At 66.4% G+C, this 21,846-nt stretch carries 27 protein-coding genes; 12 read left to right on the forward strand and 15 right to left on the reverse strand.

The features are described from left to right. Nucleotides 1-3: 3 nt before the first annotated feature. From ACW17X_RS01520 to ACW17X_RS01540, 5 genes are read left to right on the forward strand one after another with little or no spacing between them, the layout of a single operon-like run. A complete protein-coding gene (locus ACW17X_RS01520) occupies nucleotides 4-753 on the forward strand; it encodes a biotin--[acetyl-CoA-carboxylase] ligase (RefSeq protein ID WP_492099231.1) in 750 nt (249 codons plus the stop codon). After that, nucleotides 750-1,529: a type III pantothenate kinase gene (locus tag ACW17X_RS01525; protein ID WP_492099232.1), complete on the forward strand. Its 780-nt coding sequence runs from the start codon at nucleotides 750-752 to the stop codon at nucleotides 1,527-1,529. The genes ACW17X_RS01520 and ACW17X_RS01525 overlap by 4 nt, the downstream gene beginning before the upstream one ends. Continuing rightward, nucleotides 1,530-3,203, forward strand: a complete 1,674-nt coding sequence (locus tag ACW17X_RS01530; protein ID WP_492099235.1) for a ribonuclease J — start codon at nucleotides 1,530-1,532, stop codon at nucleotides 3,201-3,203. It begins immediately after the preceding gene. 54 nt (nucleotides 3,204-3,257) lie between these two features. Next, complete coding sequence (locus ACW17X_RS01535; RefSeq protein WP_492099237.1) at nucleotides 3,258-4,166, forward strand: hypothetical protein; 909 nt, start codon at nucleotides 3,258-3,260, stop codon at nucleotides 4,164-4,166. A 39-nt stretch (nucleotides 4,167-4,205) separates the two neighbouring features. Beyond that, complete coding sequence (locus tag ACW17X_RS01540; RefSeq protein ID WP_492099239.1) at nucleotides 4,206-4,544, forward strand: DUF3088 family protein; 339 nt, start codon at nucleotides 4,206-4,208, stop codon at nucleotides 4,542-4,544. Between the two features lie 25 nt (nucleotides 4,545-4,569). Here the strand turns inward: ACW17X_RS01540 and ACW17X_RS01545 are convergent, their stop codons facing one another. Further along, nucleotides 4,570-4,923 (reverse strand): 5-carboxymethyl-2-hydroxymuconate Delta-isomerase, encoded by a 354-nt coding sequence (locus ACW17X_RS01545; RefSeq protein ID WP_492099241.1) that lies wholly within the window; start codon nucleotides 4,921-4,923, stop codon nucleotides 4,570-4,572. Nucleotides 4,924-4,999: 76 nt separating this feature from the next. On the opposite strand from ACW17X_RS01545, the gene ACW17X_RS01550 reads away from it, so the two are divergent. Beyond that, nucleotides 5,000-5,266 (forward strand): DUF1467 family protein, encoded by a 267-nt coding sequence (locus tag ACW17X_RS01550; RefSeq protein WP_492099242.1) that lies wholly within the window; start codon nucleotides 5,000-5,002, stop codon nucleotides 5,264-5,266. 52 nt (nucleotides 5,267-5,318) lie between these two features. Here ACW17X_RS01550 and ACW17X_RS01555 read toward each other — a convergent pair whose 3' ends face one another. Genes ACW17X_RS01555 through ACW17X_RS01565 form a run of 3 tightly spaced genes read right to left on the reverse strand, consistent with a single transcriptional unit; the run spans nucleotide 5,319 to nucleotide 8,689 of the window. Continuing rightward, a complete protein-coding gene (locus ACW17X_RS01555; protein WP_492099245.1) occupies nucleotides 5,319-6,080 on the reverse strand; it encodes a polysaccharide deacetylase family protein in 762 nt (253 codons plus the stop codon). 36 nt (nucleotides 6,081-6,116) lie between these two features. After that, nucleotides 6,117-7,412, reverse strand: coding sequence for a nicotinate phosphoribosyltransferase (gene pncB, locus ACW17X_RS01560; RefSeq protein WP_492099247.1), 1,296 nt, complete (start codon nucleotides 7,410-7,412; stop codon nucleotides 6,117-6,119). Nucleotides 7,413-7,420: 8 nt separating this feature from the next. Further along, a complete protein-coding gene (locus tag ACW17X_RS01565) occupies nucleotides 7,421-8,689 on the reverse strand; it encodes a DNA polymerase IV (RefSeq protein ID WP_492099249.1) in 1,269 nt (422 codons plus the stop codon). 107 nt (nucleotides 8,690-8,796) lie between these two features. Between ACW17X_RS01565 and ACW17X_RS01570 the strand changes: the two genes are divergently transcribed. Further along, nucleotides 8,797-9,162 (forward strand): response regulator, encoded by a 366-nt coding sequence (locus tag ACW17X_RS01570; RefSeq protein WP_166622562.1) that lies wholly within the window; start codon nucleotides 8,797-8,799, stop codon nucleotides 9,160-9,162. Further along, on the forward strand, nucleotides 9,159-10,520 hold the full coding sequence (locus tag ACW17X_RS01575; RefSeq protein ID WP_492099251.1) for a PleD family two-component system response regulator: 1,362 nt from the start codon (nucleotides 9,159-9,161) through the stop codon (nucleotides 10,518-10,520). Before ACW17X_RS01570 ends, ACW17X_RS01575 begins: the two co-directional genes overlap by 4 nt. An 82-nt stretch (nucleotides 10,521-10,602) precedes the next feature. Here ACW17X_RS01575 and rpmG read toward each other — a convergent pair whose 3' ends face one another. Then, nucleotides 10,603-10,770 (reverse strand): 50S ribosomal protein L33, encoded by a 168-nt coding sequence (gene rpmG / locus ACW17X_RS01580; protein WP_008262536.1) that lies wholly within the window; start codon nucleotides 10,768-10,770, stop codon nucleotides 10,603-10,605. Nucleotides 10,771-10,896: 126 nt separating this feature from the next. Here rpmG and ACW17X_RS01585 point away from each other — a divergent pair, with 126 nt between their 5' ends. Further along, complete coding sequence (locus ACW17X_RS01585) at nucleotides 10,897-11,463, forward strand: hypothetical protein (protein WP_492099253.1); 567 nt, start codon at nucleotides 10,897-10,899, stop codon at nucleotides 11,461-11,463. 1 nt (nucleotide 11,464) lies between these two features. Here the strand turns inward: ACW17X_RS01585 and ACW17X_RS01590 are convergent, their stop codons facing one another. The 4 genes from ACW17X_RS01590 to rnr are packed head-to-tail and all read right to left on the reverse strand — an operon-like array spanning nucleotide 11,465 to nucleotide 15,777. Continuing rightward, entirely contained in the window at nucleotides 11,465-11,872 is a 408-nt protein-coding gene (locus tag ACW17X_RS01590) for a DUF5990 family protein (protein WP_492099255.1), read from the reverse strand. A gap of 2 nt (nucleotides 11,873-11,874) precedes the next feature. Beyond that, the gene (locus ACW17X_RS01595) at nucleotides 11,875-12,594 is read right to left on the reverse strand and encodes an NUDIX hydrolase (RefSeq protein WP_492099256.1); all 720 of its coding nucleotides are present in this window, start codon (nucleotides 12,592-12,594) and stop codon (nucleotides 11,875-11,877) included. 60 nt (nucleotides 12,595-12,654) lie between these two features. Continuing rightward, nucleotides 12,655-13,455, reverse strand: a complete 801-nt coding sequence (locus ACW17X_RS01600; RefSeq protein WP_492099258.1) for a hypothetical protein — start codon at nucleotides 13,453-13,455, stop codon at nucleotides 12,655-12,657. A 6-nt stretch (nucleotides 13,456-13,461) separates the two neighbouring features. Then, nucleotides 13,462-15,777 (reverse strand): ribonuclease R, encoded by a 2,316-nt coding sequence (rnr, locus tag ACW17X_RS01605; protein ID WP_492099260.1) that lies wholly within the window; start codon nucleotides 15,775-15,777, stop codon nucleotides 13,462-13,464. Nucleotides 15,778-15,882: 105 nt separating this feature from the next. Here rnr and ACW17X_RS01610 point away from each other — a divergent pair, with 105 nt between their 5' ends. From ACW17X_RS01610 to ACW17X_RS01620, 3 genes are read left to right on the forward strand one after another with little or no spacing between them, the layout of a single operon-like run. Then, on the forward strand, nucleotides 15,883-17,283 hold the full coding sequence (locus ACW17X_RS01610) for a pyridoxal-phosphate dependent enzyme (RefSeq protein WP_492099262.1): 1,401 nt from the start codon (nucleotides 15,883-15,885) through the stop codon (nucleotides 17,281-17,283). Next, a complete protein-coding gene (locus ACW17X_RS01615) occupies nucleotides 17,283-17,576 on the forward strand; it encodes a hypothetical protein (protein ID WP_492099263.1) in 294 nt (97 codons plus the stop codon). Before ACW17X_RS01610 ends, ACW17X_RS01615 begins: the two co-directional genes overlap by 1 nt. Continuing rightward, nucleotides 17,573-18,739, forward strand: a complete 1,167-nt coding sequence (locus tag ACW17X_RS01620; RefSeq protein ID WP_492099265.1) for a cystathionine gamma-synthase — start codon at nucleotides 17,573-17,575, stop codon at nucleotides 18,737-18,739. Before ACW17X_RS01615 ends, ACW17X_RS01620 begins: the two co-directional genes overlap by 4 nt. Here ACW17X_RS01620 and ACW17X_RS01625 read toward each other — a convergent pair. The 6 genes from ACW17X_RS01625 to ACW17X_RS01650 all read right to left on the reverse strand — a co-directional run bounded on the left by ACW17X_RS01625 (nucleotide 18,724) and on the right by ACW17X_RS01650 (nucleotide 21,802). Then, nucleotides 18,724-19,194, reverse strand: coding sequence for a thioesterase domain-containing protein (locus ACW17X_RS01625; protein ID WP_492099267.1), 471 nt, complete (start codon nucleotides 19,192-19,194; stop codon nucleotides 18,724-18,726). The two genes, ACW17X_RS01620 and ACW17X_RS01625, sit on opposite strands and share 16 nt — an antisense overlap. Before the next feature lie 56 nt (nucleotides 19,195-19,250). Continuing rightward, nucleotides 19,251-19,508, reverse strand: coding sequence for a hypothetical protein (locus ACW17X_RS01630; RefSeq protein ID WP_492040822.1), 258 nt, complete (start codon nucleotides 19,506-19,508; stop codon nucleotides 19,251-19,253). A gap of 23 nt (nucleotides 19,509-19,531) precedes the next feature. Then, nucleotides 19,532-19,705, reverse strand: coding sequence for a hypothetical protein (locus ACW17X_RS01635; RefSeq protein WP_492099269.1), 174 nt, complete (start codon nucleotides 19,703-19,705; stop codon nucleotides 19,532-19,534). Nucleotides 19,706-19,741: 36 nt separating this feature from the next. Further along, nucleotides 19,742-19,954 (reverse strand): cold-shock protein, encoded by a 213-nt coding sequence (locus ACW17X_RS01640; RefSeq protein ID WP_267513731.1) that lies wholly within the window; start codon nucleotides 19,952-19,954, stop codon nucleotides 19,742-19,744. 175 nt (nucleotides 19,955-20,129) lie between these two features. After that, on the reverse strand, nucleotides 20,130-20,831 hold the full coding sequence (locus ACW17X_RS01645; protein ID WP_492099271.1) for a TorF family putative porin: 702 nt from the start codon (nucleotides 20,829-20,831) through the stop codon (nucleotides 20,130-20,132). A 38-nt stretch (nucleotides 20,832-20,869) separates the two neighbouring features. Continuing rightward, nucleotides 20,870-21,802: an NAD(P)H-dependent flavin oxidoreductase gene (locus ACW17X_RS01650; protein WP_492099273.1), complete on the reverse strand. Its 933-nt coding sequence runs from the start codon at nucleotides 21,800-21,802 to the stop codon at nucleotides 20,870-20,872. Between the last annotated feature and the right edge of the window lie 44 nt (nucleotides 21,803-21,846).

Consider the following 21,846-nt stretch of genomic DNA (forward strand, 5'->3'; position numbering starts at 1 on the left):
GCGTTGACGCCCGCCCCCCTGGTCATTCTCGACGAGGTCGACTCGACGCTGTCGGAAGCCCGGCGGCTGGCGGAGGCAGGCGAGGTCGGCCCGAAGTGGATCATCGCGCGCCGCCAGACGGCGGGGCGTGGCCGCCGTGGTCGGAGCTGGGTGGACAAGCCCGGCAATCTGGCCGCGACCTTGCTGATCAGGGTTCATGCGACGCCGCGTGAGGCGGCTCAGGCGACCTTCATCGCCGCCCTGGCCGTCGCCGACCTGTTGGACGTCTTCGTCTCGCCTGCCCTGGTCTCGATCAAATGGCCGAACGACGTCCTGCTGGACGGTCGCAAGGCGTGCGGCATCCTGGTGGAAAGCGGCGCACACGCGTCCGGGGGGCTTTGGCTGGCCGTCGGGATCGGCGTCAACCTGACCCATGCGCCCGAGGGAACCGAGAAGGCCTCGGCGGCGATCGCGGAAAAGCTGCGCGAGGACCTCGCCTTCGCGCCGCCGGTTGAGGCCGCCGCCGAGATATTGGCCGAGACCTTCGCCGTCTGGTGGGGGCGCTGGCAGACGATGGGCTTCGAGCCGGTTCTGGACGCCTGGACCAGTCGTCTGACCGGGCTGAACGGCCCGTGCACCGCGCGTCTGGACAACGAAACGATCGAGGGCCTGGCCGAGGGGGTGGAGCCTGACGGGGCCTTACGCCTGCGTCTGGCCGACGGTTCGGTTCGCCTGATTTCGGCCGGCGACGTCTTCTTCGGCAAGGCCGCGTGATGCTGCTCGCCATCGAACAGGGCAACACCAATACGCTGTTCGCCGTTCACGACGGGACGGACTGGATCGCCCAGTGGCGCGCCGCCACCGAGGCCAGCCGCACCGCCGACGAATACGCCGTCTGGCTGAACCAGCTGATGGTCATGAAGGGTCTGGCCTTCGGCGCCCTGACCGGCTGTATCATCTCCAGCGTCGTGCCCCAGTCGATCTTCAACCTGCGCAATCTGGCGCGCCGTTATCTGAACATCGAACCCCTGGTCATCGGCGAGAACGCCGAGCTGGGCATCGACGTCCGCATCGCCAAGCCCAGCGAGGCCGGCGCCGACCGCCTGGTCAACGCCATCGGGGCTAAGCTGGTCTATCCCGGCGATCTGATCGTTATCGACAGCGGCACGGCCACCACCTTCGACATCGTCGCCGACGATGGCGCGTTCGAGGGCGGCCTGATCGCCCCCGGCATCAATCTGTCGCTCCAGGCCCTGCACGAGGCGGCGGCCAAACTGCCCCGCATCGCCATTCAGAAGCCCGAACACGTGATCGGCAAGGGCACGGTCGAGGCCATGCAGTCCGGCGTCTTCTGGGGCTATATTTCGTTGATCGAAGGCTTGGTCGCGCGCATCAAGGCGGAATGGGCGCGGCCCATGACCGTCATCGGAACCGGCGGCGTCGCCAGCCTGTTCGAAGGCGCGACCGACAGCATCGATCACTTCGATCCCGACCTGACTATTCGCGGCCTCCTGGAAATCTGGCGTCGTAACGCCCAAATGACTGACTGAATGAAAAAGCAAACCCAAGACGAACTCGTTTTCCTGCCGCTGGGCGGCTCGGACGAGGTCGGTATGAACCTCAACGCCTATGGCTTCGGGCCAGAGGCCAATCGTGAATGGCTGATCGTCGATGTCGGCGTTACCTTCGGCGACCTGTCCACGCCCGGCGTGGACGTGATCGTGCCCGATCCTTCCTATCTGGAAGGCGAGACGATCAAGGGTATCGTCCTCACCCACGCGCACGAAGACCATATCGGCGCCCTGGGCTGGCTGTGGCCGCGCATCAAGGCGCCGATCTACGCCACCCCCTTCACCGCCTATCTGATCCGGGACAAGCTGCGCGAACGCGGCATCCTGGACGAGGTGCAGTTGATCGAGGTGCCGCTGGGCGGGACCGTCGACATCGGCTCGTTCGGCGTGACCTTCGTCAATATGAGCCATTCGATCGCCGAGCCGAGCGGCCTGGCCATCGACACCCCGTTGGGCGTGGTGTTCCACACCGGCGACTGGAAGATCGACGACCAGCCGATCATCGGCGAGAAGACCGACGCCCCCGCTATTCGCGCCATGGGCGACGAGGGCGTGCTGGCCATGGTCTGCGACTCGACCAATGTCTTCGTGCCGGGCGTCGCCGGGTCCGAAGGCGATGTGGCCGTCGCCATCACCAAACTGATCTCCAGCCTCAAGGGCCGGGTCGCCGTGGGCTGTTTCGCCTCCAACGTCGCCCGGATGGACAGCGTCATCCGCGCCGCCGAAGCCTGCGGTCGTCGCGTGTCCCTGGCCGGCCGTTCGATGCACCGGATCACGGCGGCGGCCAAACACGTCGGCATGCTCCAGGACGTCAAACCCTTCCTGTCGGACGAAGAGGCCCGCGTCTGGCCCGCCGACCAGATCCTGTATCTGTGCACCGGCAGCCAGGGCGAGGCGAGGGCGGCCCTGTCGCGCGTCGCCGACGGCACTCATCCGGTCGTCAAACTGGGCCTGGGCGACCACTGCATCTTCTCGTCGCGCCAAATTCCCGGCAACGAACTGGCCATCGGTAATCTGCAGGATCGTCTCGCGGACCGGGGCGTGCGCCTCTACACCGAGAAGGACCACCCCGGCATCCACGTCTCGGGCCACCCGTGCCGCGACGAGTTGAAGCAGATGTACGAATGGGTGCGGCCGCAGATCGCGGTGCCGACCCATGGCGTGCGTCGTTTCCTGCTGGAACACGCCAATCTGGCCAAGGACATTGGCGTCAAGGAAACCGTGACGCCGCGCAACGGCGACATGGTGCGCCTGGCCCCCGGGCCGGCCAAGATCATCGACGAGGTGCCGAACGGCCGCCTGTACGTCGACGGCGGCATGCTGGTGACCGAACAGGGCGAGGCCCTAAAGGAACGCCGCCACGCCTCGACCAACGGCGTGCTGATCGTCAGCTTCGCCCTGGACAAGCGCGGCCGCATCGCCAGCGACATCGATATCCGCAGCGTCGGCCTGCCCGGCGACACCGCCACGCCGCTGGGGGATGCTTTGGACAAGCTGGCCGAGCGCGTCGAACAGGTGGTCAAGGGCCTGAAGGGCGACGCCCTGGACGACGAAATGGTCATCGAACAGGCCGTTGCTCGCGTGTTGAAGAAGGCCAGCCAGCAGATCTGGGATCGCCGTCCCATCGTCGAGACGGTCGTCCTGCGGGTCTGATGCAACCTTGACCGTTCAGGCGCATTTCTTGCGCCTGAACGGTTGGGGAAACTCATGTCGGACAAGCCCGCGCGCGCGCGCCGTCTGCTGGAAAGGGTGCGCCACGCCCGTCACCCCTTGCGCGGGTGGCGCCGCTGGGCGGTGATCGCGGGGCAGGGGATCGGCGGCTTCGTCGCCCTGTTCGCCGCGGTGAACCTGGCGCTCAGCCTTTCGACCTTTCGCGGCGACGAGCCGCTGTCGCGCACCGTCCACGAACTGCGCGTCCTGTGGTTCAGCCCGCCCGACGGCCAGCCCATGTCGCCTACGGCCTTTCCGACCGTCTATGGCCGCGACCTCGGCCCCGCGCCCGACACCGCCGCCATCCAAGCCTATCTGGAGCGGGAGGCCGAGGACGGGGTCTTCCTGCTGGACGATGTGATGGTGGACCGGATCCTGAAGCTGAACGGACGGATCGACGCGCGCAGCCTGCCGTCCGGCGTCTACGTCGGCGCCCATGCCCTGGGGCCGGATCGCCTGCCTTTGGTGCCCGTGACCAAATACATGGCCCACTATCTGCTGTTTCCGCGCCACGCCTACATTCTGGTCGTGCCGCAGACGGGCCCGGCCATCGCTTTTTCCGCCAGCCAGAACGCCAAGTTCGGCGTCACGGATCACCCCGACCGTCTCTCGGCCGAGATCGCCCCCTATACGCCTGAGGCCTATGACTTCCCCAGTTCGGGCGAGGCCCTGCACGAGATGACGCGGATCACCAGAGACCCGGCCCGCGTCGCCGAGGCGGTCGAGGCCCTGAAAGCCGCCCAGGCCCGACTGGAGGCCGAAGGTCTGACCTACGGCCTGCTGGCCCCGAACTCGAACACCGCGGTCGGCTGCGTCCTGGAACGGTCAGGCTCCATCACCCAGGCGGAGCGGTCGTCCATCCTGTTGGCGTTACGCGCGCCGGGCTTCGGCGCGCCCTGCGAATAGACGTCGCGGAATCCGGTGGAGGTCCGCTATATCCCGCCCATGACCGAACGACTTTTCCTGCTGAACCCCGACTGGCACGACGCGCAGGGCGGCCCGTGGTTCTGCCCGGCCGGCGCCTATATCGAGGGCGTTCTGGCCTTCTATCCCCAGCTGAGGAACGCGCTTGAGGTGGTCTATCTGGACCATGCCCGGCCGCGCCCGCCGGTAATCGCCGAGGTCGGCGAGGCGCATCAAAGCTGTCCGATCCTGATCCTGGACGGCGAATTGGACTGGCCCGAGGTCCAGGTCAGCGAAACGACCGGGCGCCGCTTCCTTCAGGACCACGCCATCGCCCCCTATCTGGCGGCGCGGTATGGCGTCGGGCGGCCGCATCCCTGAAGGCGCAGCCAACCAGCATGTCGCGTCAGCCGAGCGTGGCCTTGCGATAGGTCTCGTTCAGTTCGAACACCTCGGCCGACACCTCGACCTTGCCGGTCGGCTGGGGCAGGGCGGCGGTCAGTATCTCCAGCACCCGTTCGCTTAGCGCGCTCTTCTGCTCCGGCGTGCGGCCCAGCATCAGGCCGATGCGGCAGGCCAGCATGCCGGTCTCCGGCGCATCATCGGCGATGACGACATGGTCCAGGGCGATCAATCGGGTCTTGCAGGCCGACAGGGCGGCGCCGGCGATCTCGACGGCGGCCTGGTGGATCTCCAACGCGACGGGGGGCCAGTCGGTCTCGGCCAGGTGGCGGGTGTATTCCAGGGTGATCTGCGGCATGTCGGGGACTCGTCGAGGGGAGGCTGATCCTCTAGACCGGTTTTAACCGGACGCCAAAGTTCGGACAGGAGGTCTCATGCCCATCGGCCCCGCCACCATGTTCGGCATCTACATCATCGTCTGGTGGACGGTGTTGTTCGCGGTCCTGCCGCTGGGAACCTCGCGCGAAACCCACACGCCACCGACGGACGGGGCGCAATGGGGCGCGCCGGCCACGCCGAACCTGAAGCGCAAATTCATCACCACCACCTGGGTCGCGGCCATCGTCTGGGCCTTCGTCATGGTGCTGATCTTCACCGGCTGGCTGCCCCTGCCGGACTTCTCGCGCGCGCCAGCGGTCTGACCGTTTACGTGAGACCGTCACCGCTCTCCAATCGTCGTTTTAGGCGCAAGGCCTAAGATGACGGGTGTCGGGGTGTGCTGGCCGCCAGTCGCCACGCCGCCGCGACCGGTTGGATGTCCAGATCGGCGGCTTTTGCCAGCCGGATCAGGCGGTCGATATCCTCGGGCTTGCAGCCGTAGGGGGTGGGGGCGTCGCTGACGTCGTGGCCATAGGCGATCAGCCAGCCCTTCGAAGCCGCGGTGTCGTCGATAAGTTTGTCGAGATCGTAGCCGGGGAGGCGGCGGCTCTCCAGGCCAATCGCCTGCAACAGGTTGCGGTCGACTCGGCCCTCGTTGATCCCGTCGCGCACACCTCGACCGCACAGAAAGCGACCGTCGATCAAAGACTTGGCCCCCGCGGCGCAATCGCCGAACGGATAGGCGAAGCTGAGCATCTGATAATCGTCCAGCCGTTCCGACACCCAGGCGGCGTTGCGGGCCAGGCTGGCGTCCAGTTCGGCCGGCGACAGGCGCAGGGTCGAGACGTGTTCATAGGTGTGGCAACCGACTTCGTGACCGGCCTCGTGCAGAGCCTGAAGGTGCTCGGTCTCGAATTGCGGCAGGTCCAGATTGCGCCCGCCGGCTAGGCCGCCACAGACATAATAGGTGGCCTTCACCCCGTGCTGGGCCAGCACCGGTCCGGCTTCCAGCCAGGCGGAGGCGGGGATGTCGTCGAACGACAGGCTCAGTACGCCTCGCGCGGGCTGGATCGTCGCGGGGCGGACATCCAGATAGCGGCCGGCGCGGCGGCGCATCTTGTCGATGAAGGCGTTCATGCCGCCCTTATGACCTAACGGACTTAAGGGCGGGTTTCAGACCTCGACCGGTCGTGCGGTCAGGCCGCGGACGCCGAAGACGCGGCGATAGCGTTCGATTTCGGCCGGATCGCCGACCGCTTTCTCCGGATTGTCCGACAGTTTGACGGCCGGGCGCCCGCCGGCCTCGACGACCTTGCAGACCAGAGAGATGGGCTCGAGCTCAGGGGCGGGCGCAGGCGAACAGTCACGGAAGTCGTTGGTCAGATTGGTGCCCCAGCCGAAGCTGAGACGCGCTCGGCCATGGAAATGGGCGTGGGCGGCTTCGATGCCGTCGATGTCCATGCCGTCGGAGAAGATCAGCAGTTTCTCCTTCGGATCGCGCCCGCGCTCGCGCCACCAGTCGATCAACCGTTCGCCTGCAGCGATGGGCGGGGCCGAGTCGGGGCGGAAGCCGGTCCAGTCGGCGACCCAGTCGGGAGCCTTGTCCAGGAAGGCCTCGGTGCCGAAGGCGTCGGGCAGGACGACCAGCAGGTTGCCGCCATAGTGTCTGCGCCACTCGTCCAGCACCGCATAGGGCGTCTGGGCCAGGGCCGCGTCGTCGGGCGCCAGGGCGGCCAGGACCATCGGCAGCTCGTGGCCGTTGGTGCCGATGGCCTCCAGATCGTTCTCCATGGCGTGGAGCACGTTGGAGGTGCCGATGAAGGACCGGCCCAGACCTTCCTTGAGCGCCTGGATGCACCAGCGCTGCCACAGGAAGCCGTGGCGACGACGGGTGCCGAAGTCGGAGATGGCCAGGTCAGGCAGGTCGCGCAGCCGCTCCACCTTGGACCACAACCGGGTTTTGGCCCGGGCATAGAGGATATCGATCTCGAACCGTCCGAGGCGACGCAGTCCGACCCGGCAGCGCAGCTCGTTGAGGATGGCCAGGGCCGGGATCTCCCACAGGGTGACCTCGGCCCAGGCGCCGGAGAAGGTCAGGACATACTGGCCGTCCTGGACCGACAGGTCGTAGGCGGGCAGGCGGTAGTCGGTCAGCCAGGCGATGAAGTCAGGCGAGAAGATCTGTTTGACGCCATAGAAGCTGTTGCCCGCCAGCCAGACCAGCTCCTTGTTGGTGAACCGCAGGGTGCGGGCGTGATCCAGCTGGTCGCGCAGGGCGGCGATGTCGATCTCGTCGGCCAGGCGGACGGACTTGGTGCGGTTGATGACCTGGAACACCACCGGCGTGTCGCGATGCTCGCGCCAGATCATCTGCAGCATCAGCAGCTTGTAGAAGTCGGTGTCCAGCAGGCTGCGGACGATCGGGTCCAGGCGGAAGCCATGGTCGTAGGCGCGTTTGGCGAGGTCCATGCGGCTTCCTAAGACTTCAGCGCCCGTCCCGCCACCACGGCGTCCTTGCCAAATTTTTCTCGCAGTTTGTCGATGGCGCGTTCGGTCTTCAGGGTTCGGGTTTCGGTGGTCTGGAACAGGCCGGCGGGGGCGTCATCGGCGTCCTGGATGTCCGCCATGCCGATGCCGATCAGCCGATAGGGCTGACCCAGTTCCGGCTTCAGCAGGTCACGGCCGGCGGCGAACAGGGCGCGGGCGGTCTGGACGGGTTCGGCTAGGCTGATGCGGCGGGTGATGATCTTGAAGTCGGTGCGGCGCAGCTTCAGCACCAGGACGCGGCTGGCGACGCCGTCGCGGCGGGCCTTGGACGCCAGTTTCTCGCACAGGGGCCAGAGTTCGGCCTCGAGCGCCTCGGCCGTGATCAGGTCTTCGTTGAAGGTGGTCTCGGCGCTCATGCCCTTGCGGTCGCGGTCCGGGTTTACAGCGCGGGCGTCGCGGGCGTGGGACAGGTCGTAGAGGCGCAGGCCGGACTCGCCATAGCGTTTGACCAGGTCGCGCACGTCGGCGCGGGCCAGGTCGCCGATGGTGGCGTAGCCGTCGCTGCGCAGGGCCTTGCCGAACACCGGGCCGACTCCGGGCAGCGTGGTGACCGCGCGGGGCGCCAGCAGGGCCTGGGCGTTGGCGGCGCCCACGACCGAAAAGCCGCGCGGCTTGTCCATCTCTGACGCCATCTTGGCCAGAAAGCGGTTGGGGGCCAGTCCGATGGAGACGGTCAGGCCGGTCTCTTCCTCGATCTGCTTCTGGAAACGGATCAACTGGTAAGCCGGCGGGCCTCCGTTCAACCGTTCCGTGCCCGACAGATCGACCCAGGCCTCGTCCAGTGACAGGGGTTGGATCAGCGGCGTGAGCCGGCCGAGGGCGCCGAGGATGCGTTCTGATTCGAAAACATATTTGGCGAAGTCGGGCTTGATCACCACGGCTTCGGGACAGGCCTTCAGCGCCTTGAACATCGGCATGGCGCTGCCGACGCCGTATTGGCGTGCGACATAGCAGGCGGTGGAGACCACGCCCCGCTTGCCGCCGCCGACGATGACGGGTTTGTCACGTAGCTCAGGCCGGTCACGCTTTTCCACCGAGGCGTAGAAGGCGTCGCAGTCCATGTGGGCGATCGAAAGTTGATCCAGTTCCGCGTCCGCAACGATGCGGCGCGACCCGCACGACGGACAGCGGCGTCCAGGCGGGCCGGCGGGATCGTCGCCGGTCCACAGGCAGTCGCGGCAAACGGCCTTTATGGCCACGCTTAAGGTCTCCGTAACCTTGGCTTCATCCCAACTTAAGACTGGGACGGGCAGTATCGCACACAACGAAGCGTCGCCAATTCGCAGGCGCCGCAGGTCAGGTGACGATGTCCAAAAAAGTCCTCATCGTCGAGGATAACGAGCTGAACATGAAGCTTTTTCATGATCTGCTCGATTCCCAGGGCTATGAAACCTTGCAAACCCGTGAGGGCCTGCAGGCGTTGGCTCTGGCGCGCGCGCATCATCCGGACCTGATCCTGATGGATATCCAGCTGCCCGAAATCTCGGGTCTCGAAGTCACCAAATGGCTGAAGGACGACGAGGAGCTGAACCATATCCCTGTCATCGCCGTGACCGCCTTCGCCATGAAGGGCGATGAGGAGCGTATCCGCCAGGGCGGGTGCGAGGCCTATATCTCCAAGCCGATATCCGTCATGCACTTCCTCGACACCATAAGGCAGCATCTGGGATGAGTGCGCGGATCCTGGTGGTCGACGATGTGGACGTGAATGTTCGTCTGCTGGAAGCCAAGCTTACGATTGAATATTATGACGTTCTGACCTGCAACAGCGGGGCGGCCGCGCTGGAACTGGCGGCTGAGCATCAGCCGGACCTGATCCTGCTCGATGTCATGATGCCCGGCATGGACGGGTTCGAGACTTGTCGACTGCTGAAGGCGCGGGCTGAGACGCGGCATATTCCGGTGGTGCTGGTGACGGCGCTGGACGGGCGAGAGGACCGGATTCGCGGCCTGGAGGCTGGGGCCGACGACTTTCTGACCAAACCCATCGACGATGTCGTCCTGTTCGCGCGCGTCAAGTCGCTGACGCGGCTGAAACAGGTGATGGACGAACTGCGCGAGCGCGAGGAAAGCAGCCGGCGCATGGGCGTGGAAGGCGAGGGGGCCGCGCGGCTGCGCAGCGAAGGCGGGCGGGTTCTGATCGTCGACGACAACGCCGCCCAGGCTGAGAAGATTGCTGCGGAGCTGGGGCGCGAGCATCGCGTCGCCATCGAGACCGATCCCGATGCGGCCATGGCGGCCGCTAAGGGGCCGCTGGATCTGATCATCGTCAACGTGGCGGCCGAGAGTTTTGATGGTCTCCGGGTTGTGGCCCTGGCCAAATCGGGCGACGCGCGTCGGGCGCCGATCCTGGCCATCGTCGAGCCGAGCGAGCGACCGCGCATGGTCAAGGCGCTGGAGCTGGGCGCCACAGACATACTGCCGCGTCCCGTCGATCCCGAGGAATTGTCGGCGCGTGTCCGCACCCAGATTCGTCGCAAGCGCTACACTGATTTCCTGCGCCAGAAGCTGGACAGCAGTCTGGAGATGGCCGTCACGGACGCCCTGACCGGCCTGCACAATCGACGCTACATGACCGGGCAGTTGCAGGCTCTGGTGGGCCGTGCCGCGCACGGTGGCGCTTCTGTGGCTGTGTTGGTGCTCGACATCGACCACTTCAAGTCGGTCAACGACGGCTTCGGTCACGATGCCGGGGACGAGGTGCTGGCCGAGTTCGCCGTGCGTCTGGCCACCAACGTGCGCGCCGTCGATCTGCCGTGCCGGATGGGCGGCGAAGAGTTTGTGGTGGTCATGCCCGGCGCAGGGCTGGACGACGCCCAGATGGTGGCCGAGCGAATCCGTCGCGATATCGCCTCCGCCCCCTTCCGGGTCATGGGCGGCAAGGAGCATCTGACCATCACCATTTCGATCGGCGTCGCTGCGACGACGGGGGACGGGGATACGCCGGAAGGCTTGCTGAAGCGAGCCGACGAGGGCGTTTACGAGGCCAAGGCGAGCGGACGGAACAAGGTCATCACCAAGGCCGCCTGAACGCCGAACCAGGCGCCAGACAAACGAAAACGCCCGGCTGTCACCAGCCGGGCGTTTTGCATTATCTCAGCCGATCAAGGGATTACTTGATCTTGCCTTCCTTGAAATCGACGTGCTTGCGCACGACCGGGTCGTACTTCTTGACGACCATTTTCTCGGTCATGGTGCGGGCGTTCTTCTTGGTGACATAGAAGAAGCCGGTGTCGGCCGTGGAGTTCAGGCGGATCTTGATGGAAGCCGGTTTGGCCATCGGAATTACCTCTGCGACGGCGAAAGCCGCTTAAAATAAGAGGCGCGGAACATACTCAGGATCGCCCCAAAGTCAACGGGCGCGATGCCGCCTTGATGCGGTGCGGCGCATATATAATCTGGGCGTATGAAAATCGCATCCTTGCTGGCCGCAGCGGCCCTGATTTCCCTGTCGTCTGTGGGCGTCGCAGATGCGGGCCCCGCTCCGGTCCAGAACGATTTCCTGGCGCGGCTGAACGCCCTGTGTGGCCAGCGATTCGAAGGCCGGGTCGTCACGACCGACGCCGCCGACGCCAGGTTCGCGAGCGAGCGGCTGATCATGCACGTCCGCGACTGTTCGCCGGACGAGGTGCGGATACCGTTCGCGGTGGGCGAGGACCGGTCGCGCACCTGGGTTGTGACCAGGACGGACGCCGGTCTGCGTCTGAAGCATGATCACCGGCATGAGAACGGCACGACCGACGTGCTGCACTGGTACGGCGGCGATACGACGAGCGTCGGCACGGCCGAGCGGCAGGAATTCCCGGTCGACGCCGAATCGATCGCCCTGTTCAAGGCCAACGACGCGGCGGTCTCGACCACCAATGTCTGGGCGATGGAGGTCCATCCCGACCGGATGTTCGCCTATGAGCTGCGCCGGCCGAACCGGCACTTCCGCGTCGAGTTCGACCTGACGAAGCCGGTCGCCGAATAGGTCAGACGGCGCGCCAGGGCTGGAGTGGGCGCACGGTGGCGCAAGCCGGGCCGCCGTCGCGGGCGCGGCCGGGCAGGATGACTTCCAGCACGCGCCCCTCGCGCGCCAGGGCCAGAAGGTCGGCGGGAATGTCATGGACGTCGATCTTGGCGCGACGGCTCCATTCGCTGTGCTGTCCGGCCGATGTGCCGATGGCGATATAGACGAAACGTCGCGACGGTCCCTCGCGCCTCACGAAGGGGCCCGTCAGCCGGCCGTCGTCGGACAGGGTGACGGGGACGTCGAAACTGATCGGACCATCGTCGGCGATACGGGGATCGACCGGCGCGTTGGCCTTATCCTGCAGGCTGTATGCGACGCCTGGGACCGGGTCGGCGGTGGTCAGGCGCAGGGTGATGGCGCTGGGCATGGTCAGTCCCTGTGATCGACGACGTGGCGGCCGCGCACCATGCGGACGAAGGGCAGGGGGCGGTCAGGATTGGCGCGGTCCTGGGCCAGGCGCTCGGCCAGTTCGCCCAGCACGAAGCGGGTAATGGCGGGCAGATCAAGGGCGCGAGCGTCTTCCAACGGCAACCAGGCGATTTCGTCCAGTTCGCCTGATCCTGCGGTCGGCTCGGGCGTCAGCAGGGCCTCGGCCGGGGCCATGAAGAAGCGGGCGTCGAACCGGCGCGTGCGGCCGGGCGGGGTGATGGCGCGGGCGATGTAGGAGAGGACCGACAGGTCGGGCAGGGCGCCCGCTTGCCGATATTCGCGCCACGGTCCGGCTGTGTTGGCGGGCGGCGCGGGGCGGCCCAGGATCAAGCCGGTCTCCTCGAAGGTCTCGCGCACCGCCGTCAGGGCCAGGGCGCGCGCGCGGCGGGCGGGAACCTCGGCCTCCAGCCTGCGGGCGACGTCGGACGTCAGATCGCCCGTTGCGGCGGCGGTGAAATCCGCCCGGTCGATCCGCCCGCCTGGAAACACCCACTTCGACGCCATGAAGACATGGCCCGGCGCGCGTCGCCCCATCAGTACTTCCGGGCGCGCCCCGCCCCGCGTCAAGATCAGGGTCGCCGCGTCCTTGGGCCGCTGGCCGCCGCCGACGCGAGGGGCGTCGGTCAGGTCCTGGGCGGCGTCGAAGGGGGCTGGCGACATGACAGGTTCAATGAACCGAGACGGCAGGGCGGGCAAGCCGCCCCGCCGCCCCGATGCGTGTCAGGTCTTTCGACGCCAGTAGGAGGCGAATACGGCGGAAGACGATGGTCCGTTGGTGGAGCTGAAGTGGTGGACGACGGCGTCCAGCGGCAGGCGCGGCTCTGATCTGTCCAGCCCCTGAACGCCCTCCATGAACGCATTCATGTCGTCGCTGGAGATGTCGGCGCGCGCCTTGCCAGCGACTTCGCACAGGGTCGCTGCGCAGGTCACGCTGAGGACCTCGACACTGTTCTCGAAGCCGGGAAGGGCATGATAGCGCTGAGACAAGGTCTGTTCCGTGGAGGAGGACCAAGCTTGGTCAGTTGAGGGCGTCGCGGCTTCGGCATGAAGGGTGGCGATATCGGGCGAAGCCGGCATATCCGCGAGGATTTCTGCAATGGGGTTGTCGCCGGTCGATGTCTGTGGCGACGCGACCGGCGGCGTGGCGGTCTGATAGGCCAGAAGGCCGGCGGCCACCAGGGCGGTGATGATCACGATCAGTCTCCATCGTCTGGTGAGGAACGCGCGGCCGGAGGGCGGCGCGTCGGGACGAGGAAGGCTTGCTGCTTGGCTCGGGATGGCGGCTAGATCGATTAAATCGTCACGATTTTCTTGGGCGACCAGCAGCCGGGCGATCTCCCGACTGCTGCCCAGACCCGTTTTGCGACGGGCCGAGCGGAACCGCTCGTTCACGGCCGCGACCGAAAGGTCTTTCATAGTCGCAATGGACTTGGCGGTATGGCCCCGCCCTAGCAGAAGCAGCAGTTCCCGCTCTGTCGCGTTCAGGCGGTCGAGCGCTGGCAAGATGTCCGCTGGGGCCATGGCGACCTACTTCCGCTTGCCCTTGCGTACGCCCTTCAGTCCGCCCGCCGGCTTGGAGCCGTTGCGAGGCTTGGGGCCGCCCGGCCGGCCCTTGCCACGCATCGGCGGGCCGTCGCCGCCGCGTCCGCGAATGCCATAGCGCGGGGCAGGGGCGTTGGGATCGCGCGGCTCCGGTTCGCTGAGCATTTCGAACACCAGGCCGCCGGTGACGGGGGTGGCCTCCATCAGCTTGACCTCGACCTTGCGGCCCAGGGTGAACCGCTTGCCGGTGCGTTCGCCGACCAGGGCGTGGGCGCGGTCGTCGTGGGCGAAATATTCGCTGCCCAGGGTCGAGACGGGGACTAGGCCGTCAGCGCCCGTCTCGTCCAGCCGGATGAACAGGCCGAAGCGGGTGACGCCGGTGATCCGTCCGGTGAAGGTGGCGCCGACCCGGTTCTCCAGGAAGGCGGCGATATAGCGGTCCATGGCGTCCCGCTCGGCGGCCATGGACCGGCGCTCGGTCATGGTCACGCCCTCGGCGATGGCGGGCAGTTCGGCGATTTCGCGATCCGTCAGCCCGTCCTTGCCGAAGCCCAGCGCCCGGATCAGTCCGCGGTGGACAATCAGGTCGGAATAGCGCCGGATCGGCGAGGTGAAGTGGGCGTAGCGATCCAGGTTCAGGCCGAAGTGGCCGACGTTGTCCGGCGAATAGATGGCCTGCATCTGGGTGCGTAGAACCACTTCGTTGACCACATCGGCGTATTCGCCGTCGCGCGTCTCGTCCAACAGCTTGTTGAACCGCTTGGTCGTGCCCGGCTCGCCCTTGTTCCACGGCTTGCCAATGGTCGAGAGGAAGTCGGCCAGGTTGAAGATCTTCTCCTGACTGGGCGCGTCATGGACGCGGTAGATCAGCGGTGTCTTCTTCTGCTCCAGGGTCTCGGCGGCGCAGACGTTGGCCTGGATCATCATCTCCTCGATCAGCCGGTGCGCCTCCAGCGAGGCGCGTTTTTCGATCGAGGCGATGCCGCCATCAGGCGCCATGCGGATGCGGCGTTCAGCGGATTCGATCTGCAAAGGACTGCGCTTCAGACGGCCCTTCAGCATGGCGTGGTAGGCGTTCCACAGCGGATAGAGGATGGCCTCCATGATCGGGCCGGTGGCGTCGTCGATCTGGCCGTCGATGGCGGACTGGGCCTGTTCGTAGCTGAGCTTGGCGTGGGACCGCATCAGGCCGCGAACGAAGCGATGGCCGGTCTTGCGGCCGTCCTTGTCGAACACCATCCGCACGGCTAGGCAGGCGCGGTTCTCGCCTTCCTTCAGGCTGCACAGGCCGTTCGACAGCACCTCCGGCAGCATCGGTTCGACGCGGTCGGGGAAATAGGTCGAGTTGCCCTTGTCGCGGGCCTCGCGGTCCAGATGGGTGCCGGGCCGGACATACGCGGCGACGTCGGCGATGGCGACCCAGACGATCCAGCCGTTGGGGTTCTTCGGATCCTCGTCACGCGCCGCATAGACGGCGTCGTCGTGGTCGCGCGCATCGGCGGGGTCGATGGTGATGAAGGGGACCTCGCGCAGGTCCTCGCGGCCCTTCAACGTCGGCAGGGCCTGATCCTCGGCCTCGCGCTCGACCGCTTCGGAGAAGCCGGTCGGGACGCCGTGGGCGTGGATGGCGATCAGGGAGGCGGCGCGGGGATCGTCCTCCTTGCCGATATGTTCCAGGATCTTGCCGCGCTTGGGCCCATAGCGCTGCTCGCCCTTTTCGATGGCGGCCAGGACCAGGTCGCCGTCACGCAAATCACCCGACTGGGCCTGGGGCACCAGCAGCACGTCCTTGGAGCGGCGGTCGACCGGCTCGACGCGGGTCTCGCGCGCCGATTTGCGGATGACGCCCAGAACGCGGTTGGTCCCCACGTCCAGCTTCTTGATCAGCCGGGCCTCCCAGCCGTCGCCGCCGCGCTGGAACTTGACCAGCAGACGGTCGCCCAAGCCGGGCGCGGGGCCGGGCTTGCCCTTGTCGGGCATCAGCAGGGCGCGCGGGGCGTCTGCGCTGGCCTCGACCAGGCGGACATACAGTTCGCCGTCGCCGTCGCGTTCGATCACATCGGCGACGCCGACAGGGGGCAGGGCGCCGGCTTCGGAAAAGCCCTTGCGACCGCGCTTGCCCAGTTTTCCTTCTTCTTCCAGTTCGCGGATCATTTCGCGCAAGGCCCGGCGGTCGCCGCCCTTCAGGCCGAAGTGGCGCGCGATATCGGTCTTCTCGGCCGATCCGGCCTCGCGCAGGAAGGCGAGGAGGGTGTCTTTGTCGGGGAGACCGGCGGGCGGCCTCTTGGATGAATTGGTCATTGCGTCTTTCGTAGCGCGGAACCGCGCCCTTGGGTCAAATCTTGCGTGAGTTGACCATGTGAATGTGAGGCCTCAGCCTCTCTGCGTCCTGAACCGGAGTCTTCGATGTCCCTGAACGCCCCCGCCCTGAGCGCGACCGTCAAGTCGCCGCTGGATCTGATCGGCAAGACGCCGATGGTGGAGGTGACGAAGATCGACACCGGCAACTGCCGGCTGCTGTTGAAACTGGAGTCCCAGAACCCCGGCGGTTCGATCAAGGATCGGATTGCGGTTGAGATGCTGGATGCGGCCGAGAAGGAAGGCTGGCTGAAGGAAGGCGGCACCATCGTCGAGGCGACGGCCGGCAATACGGGGCTGGCGCTGACCCTGGTCGGTCGGGCGCGGGGTTATAAGGTGCTGCTGGTCATTCCGGACAAGATGTCGAAGGAAAAGATCCAGCATTTGCGGGCCATGGGCGCCGATGTTCGCCTGACCCGTTCGGACGTGCCGCACGGGCATCCGGAATATTACACCGACATGGCCGAGCGCCTGTCGCAGGCCATTCCCGGCGCCTATTACGTCAACCAGTTCGCCAACCATTCGAACGCTGACGCCCATGTGAAGACGACGGGGCCGGAGATCTGGGAGCAGACGGGGGGCGACATCGACGCTTTCGTCGCCGGTATCGGCTCGGGCGGGACGATCACCGGCGTGGCGCGCTACCTCAAGAGCGTCGGCTCCAAGGCCCAGATCGTCCTGGCCGATCCGGTCGGATCGACCCTGGCCGGCATCGTCAACGACGGCGTGCCCGGCCCGGACGGCAGCTATACCGTCGAAGGCATCGGCCAGAACTTCGTGCCCGATACGGCGGACATGAGCCTGATCGACAAGGCCTATTCGATCCCCGACGCGGAGGCGATCGCCACGGCGCGCGAACTGCTGCTGAAGGAAGGCATCCTGGCGGGATCGTCCTCGGGCACCCTGATTGCCTCGGCCCTGCGCTGGTGCCGCGAACAGACCGAGGCCAAGACCTGCGTCACCTTCGTCTGCGACACCGGGGCCAAGTATCTGTCCAAGGTCTATAACGACGCCTGGCTGGCGGATCAGGGCCTGGGCGAGCGCGAGCTGCACGGCGATCTGTCGGACCTGATCAACCGCAAATACGAGAAGGGCGACGTGGTCGTTGCCGGCCCGGGCGACACCCTGGACACCGCCTTCAAGCGGATGAAGGGCGCCGACGTGTCCCAGCTGCCGATCATCGAGGACGGCCGTCTGGTCGGCATCCTGGACGAGAGCGATCTGATCCAGGTGATGAACACCGACGAGATCACCCGCAAGGAGCGGTTCGCCAAGCCGGTGGCCTCGGCCATGACGCGCGATCTGGATACGCTTCAGGTCAAGGAGTCGTTGGACGCCCTGATCCCCGTGTTTGACCGCGACCGGGTGGCCATCGTGCTGGACGGCGAGCGGTTCGTGGGCCTGATCACCCGCACCGACCTGATCAACCACCTCAGCCTGAACCGTTAATGCTGAAGCTGATGGGCCATGAGTTCGCGGACGATCAGGCGGCCATCGTGTGCAGGCATGTGACCGATGGTCAGCCGGTGGTCGAGGTGGCTCATGACGTTGATAGGGTCGTGCAGGTGTTGTGCGCCCGGTTCGATCATGGCGCCGAAGATGCCCAGGTCGTGCACCTGCACCACTTAATGCCCGTACTTGCGCCGCTCGGTTTACCCGCCATAGAGCCTGGCCATCTGGCCCAGCTTTCGGAAGGGGGATGGATCGTCAAGGCGATGCCTCCCGAAGAGGAAGACGAATGAATTCCGACAAGAAGAACAGCCAGGGTTTCTCGACCCGCGCCATCCATGCCGGTCAGCACCCCGACCCGACGACCGGGGCGGTGATGACGCCGATCTACGCCACCTCGACCTACGCCCAGGAAAGCCCGGGGGTGAACAAGGGCTATGAGTATGCGCGGGGCAAGAACCCGACGCGCGAGGCGTTCGAGGCCTGTATCGCCGACCTGGAGGGCGGGACGCACGGCTTCGGCTTTGGCTCGGGCATGGCGGCGACCTCGACGGCGCTGGAGCTGCTGGACGCGGGCGACCACGTGGTCACGGGCGACGACCTGTACGGCGGTTCGTGGCGGCTGTTCGAGCGAGTGCGTCGGCGCACCATGGGGCTGGATTTCGCCTATGTGGATCTGAGCGACATCGCCGCGGTCGAGGCGGCCATCACGCCCAAGACGAAGATGCTGTGGGTCGAGACCCCGACCAATCCCTTGATGAAGCTGGCCGACGTCACCGCCCTGTCGAAGGTGGCCAAGGCGCATGGCCTGCTGCTGATCGTGGACAACACCTTCGCCACACCCTTCTGCCAGCAGCCGCTGAGCCTGGGGGCGGATGTGGTGATGCACTCGGCGACCAAATATCTGAACGGCCACTCGGACATCATCGGCGGGGTGCTGGTGACGGCCGATGCCGACTTGGCGACGCGGATCAAGTTCCTGCAGAACTCGGTCGGCGGCATCATGGGGCCGTTCGACGCCTTCTTGGCCAACCGGGGCCTGAAGACCCTGGCGCTGCGGATGAAGGCCCACTGCGAGAACGCCCTGGCGGTGGCCCGCTGGCTGGAGACCCGCAAGGGGGTGGCCAAGGTCATCTACCCCGGCCTGATCGCCCATCCGCAGCACGCGCTGGCGGCGCGGCAGATGCACGGGGGCTACGGCGGCATGGTGACGGTGATCCTGGACGGCGACCTGGAGCGGACCCGGCGGGTGCTGGAGCAGGTGCAGGTCTTCACCCTGGCGGAGTCGCTCGGCGGGGTCGAGAGCCTGGTGAACCACCCGGCCATCATGACCCACGCCAGCGTGCCCAAGGAGGTGCGCGAGGCCGGCGGCATCACCGACAGCCTGATCCGGCTGTCGGTCGGGGTCGAGAACGTCGAGGACCTGATCGCCGATCTGGATCAGGCCCTGGGCTGATCCTGGGCGTCGCTCATGCTCAGGGCGACGAAGCTGCCTTCGAACCGTCCTGCGGCCTTACCATCCTCGGTCAAGGTCGCAACGACTGTGACTCGCGCCTTGCCGCGCCGATTGAACAGGGCGACGAAGCGCGGCCAGCCGGCGGGATCGGCCAATGTGGCGGTGGACTGGAATGTCCCCGCCATCGCTCGGTCATAGTGGACGGTGTTGGACTGGATCACCAGTCGCGCCTTCAGCCCTTCGGCTGTCAGCCGGGTGTGCACGAGCGACCAGGCGGAGAGAATGGCCAAGGCTGAGGCGCTTCCACCAAACACTGTGTCGCGGTGATTGATATTGGGCGCGAGAGGCGCCTGAAGCGTCAGGGTGTCCGGTGTGATGGCCTCGACACTGGCCTGCATCGCGCGGGAGAGCGGGATGTGGTCTTGGAGATAGGACTGGAGGGCGTCAGGCGTCATGGACGCCTTTTAGCAACCTTGCAGCACGCCCAGCCAGCCTGGTGTCGTCGTCAGCCTCAGCTGGACGGCAGAGCCGTCTGGTGGCCGGTGACGGGCGGCAGCTTCTTCTTGGGGGCGGCGCGCTTGACCGGGGCCTTGGCGGCCTTGGGCAGGGCGGCGCGGCGGGCGAGTTCGTCGTCGATGACCGGCAGGATGTCGCTGGCGGCCATGACCTGGGTCGAGGCGCCGTGTTCGACCAGGCGGGCCGCGTTGGCGCGCAGGGTGTTCAGGTCGGCGTCGGTCATCGTCGGGATCATGTCGGCGAGCGGGGTCATGTCGTCATCCGTGCAGAAAGGCTTCAGGGCCGGCGCGCGAGGCGCCAGCCCTTCAGCTGATTGAAGGCGATCTCGACCACGACCTGGTCGCCCAGCCCGGAGACGCCGTTAGGCGAACCGAGCGTGGGCAGAACCGTCACGACGTGGCCGTTGTCCAGGCGAACCTTGCGGCGGCCCAGCGGCAGTAACTTCGTCACCTCGCCGGCGAAGGCGATGGTGTTGAGGCGCGTGTCCTACTCCGCCGCCGTGAGGCGACCGGCGGATTCCTTGCCGGAGCGCTGGTCGCGCTCGATTTCGTAGCCGATTTTTTGGCCTTCGTTCAGCGAGCCGAGGCTCGAGGTTTCGACGGCCGAGGCGTGGACGAAGACGTCCTTGCCGCCATCATCGGGAGCGATGAAGCCGTAGCCTTTGGTGGGGTTGTACCATTTAACAGTGCCGGTAGCCATTTGGAGACCTCCGTCTGGCGTTGACCGCAGGGAGGGATCCCTGGTCGGCCTGTCGGGTCTGAATGGGATCGGCTTTTGGACCTCGGTGCGTGATGCAAAGGGAGCAGCGGCGTTACGCAGAGAGATCGACCCTCCCCATATGGGCCTCCCGCCCCCCAGGCGCAAGGGCGGGGGGTCAGAAGGCGTAGGCGACCTCTGCGACCAGAGCATCCTCGTACTGTTCGCCGAAGGTGTGGGCGTTGGTGTCGTAGTAGCGGATGTCGAGGTCCAGCGCGTCGGTCAGCGCATAGGTCACGCCGGCGTTCCAGCCTGTGTAGTCGGGTGCGCCGTTCTGTTCGCGACGACCGACGGCGGCCGTGCCGTTCAGGCGATTGGTGAAGTCCCAGCCGACCCGGCCCTCGACCCAGGTGAAAGAGTCGGTCGAACCGGCGGCGTCCGGCGAATACTGGACCTGGAGCCGTGCGCTGGCGGGGCCGATGGAGCGGCTGATGTTGCCCGTCAGCTCCCAGCCATCCTCGTCGTAGCCGGCCTCGGCGTCGAGGCGGTTCTTGTAGGCGGCGTTGAAGTCGAAGCGGTAGCCGAAGGCCTCGGGCTGATAGCCGACCACGAACTCGGCCTCGACATTGGAGCCGCCCGCCTGGATCGTCTCGACGCCGGGGGAGACGTAGAACAGGCCGTCCGCGCTTTCCCAGACTGCCGAGCCGAAAACGTAGCCGTCGTTGCCGGACTTGGACGCCGCCTTGGAGCGGTTGTCCGTCCCGGCGCCCACCACGAACGACCAGGCGTCCCACGACGTCGAAGGGTTTGAGCCCGATTGGGCCGCCGCAGGGGTGGTGAGGATGGCTGCGGCGAGGACGGCGAGGGCGGTGCGGATCATGAGGGCTCCAACGCGCGAGAGGCGAGTTGGAGCCGCCCTTAACCTGCTCTGGTTTTGATGGCGAATTCTTCCGTGGCCTGAGCGAACTCTTGTCGCAGGCGGGCGACCAGTTCGGCGGTGGGCAGGACGTCGTGGATGGCGCCCGCGCCTTGGCCGGCGGACCAGACGGTCTTCCAGGCCTTGGCCTCGTCGCCCATGTCCAGCTTGTGCTCGGGCAGGTGTTTGGGATCGATCCCGTTTTCGATCAACGATTTGCTCATGAAGTTGGCCGGGATGCCGGACACCGCCGGGGTGTGGATGATGTCGGTCGAACCGCTGTCGATGATCATCTGCTTATAGGCGTCGACCGCCAGGGCTTCGGTCGTATTGATGAACCTGGTGCCCATATAGGCGAAGTCGGCGCCCAGCATCAGGGCCGCCGCGACATCCTGTCCGGTCGAGAGGGCGCCGGACAGGATGATGGTCCCCTTGAAGAAGCTGCGCACCTCGTTGACCAGGGCGAAGGGGTTGATGATCCCGGCGTGGCCGCCCGCGCCGTTGGCGACCAGGATCAGGCCGTCGACGCCGGCCTCGGCCGCCTTCCGGGCGTGGCGGATGTTGGCGATGTCGTGGAAGACCTGACCGCCATAGCCGTGGACGGCGTCCACCACGTCGCGCACCGCGCCCAGCGAGGTGATGATCAGCGGCACCTTCTCCTCGACCGACACCATCATGTCGGCCATCAGCCGGGGATTGGTCGGGTGGACGATGTGATTGACGCCGAATGCGGCCGCCTCGGGCTTCAGCCGGCCCTTGATCTCGTGGATCCAGTCGCGATAGCCCTCGGTCGTGCGCTGGTTCAGCGACGGGAAGGTGCCGATGATCCCGGCGTTGCAGGCCTCGACCACCAGATCCGGGCCGGAGACCAGGAACATGGGCGCCGAGATGATCGGCAGGGTCAGGCCTTTTGCGAGCGAAGCGGGAATGGCCACGGGCGTCTCCAGGGTTTTGTTTCGCTACGCTTAGCGGGGTGTCG

The organism is Brevundimonas sp. FV1ye4L, assembly GCF_058681255.1.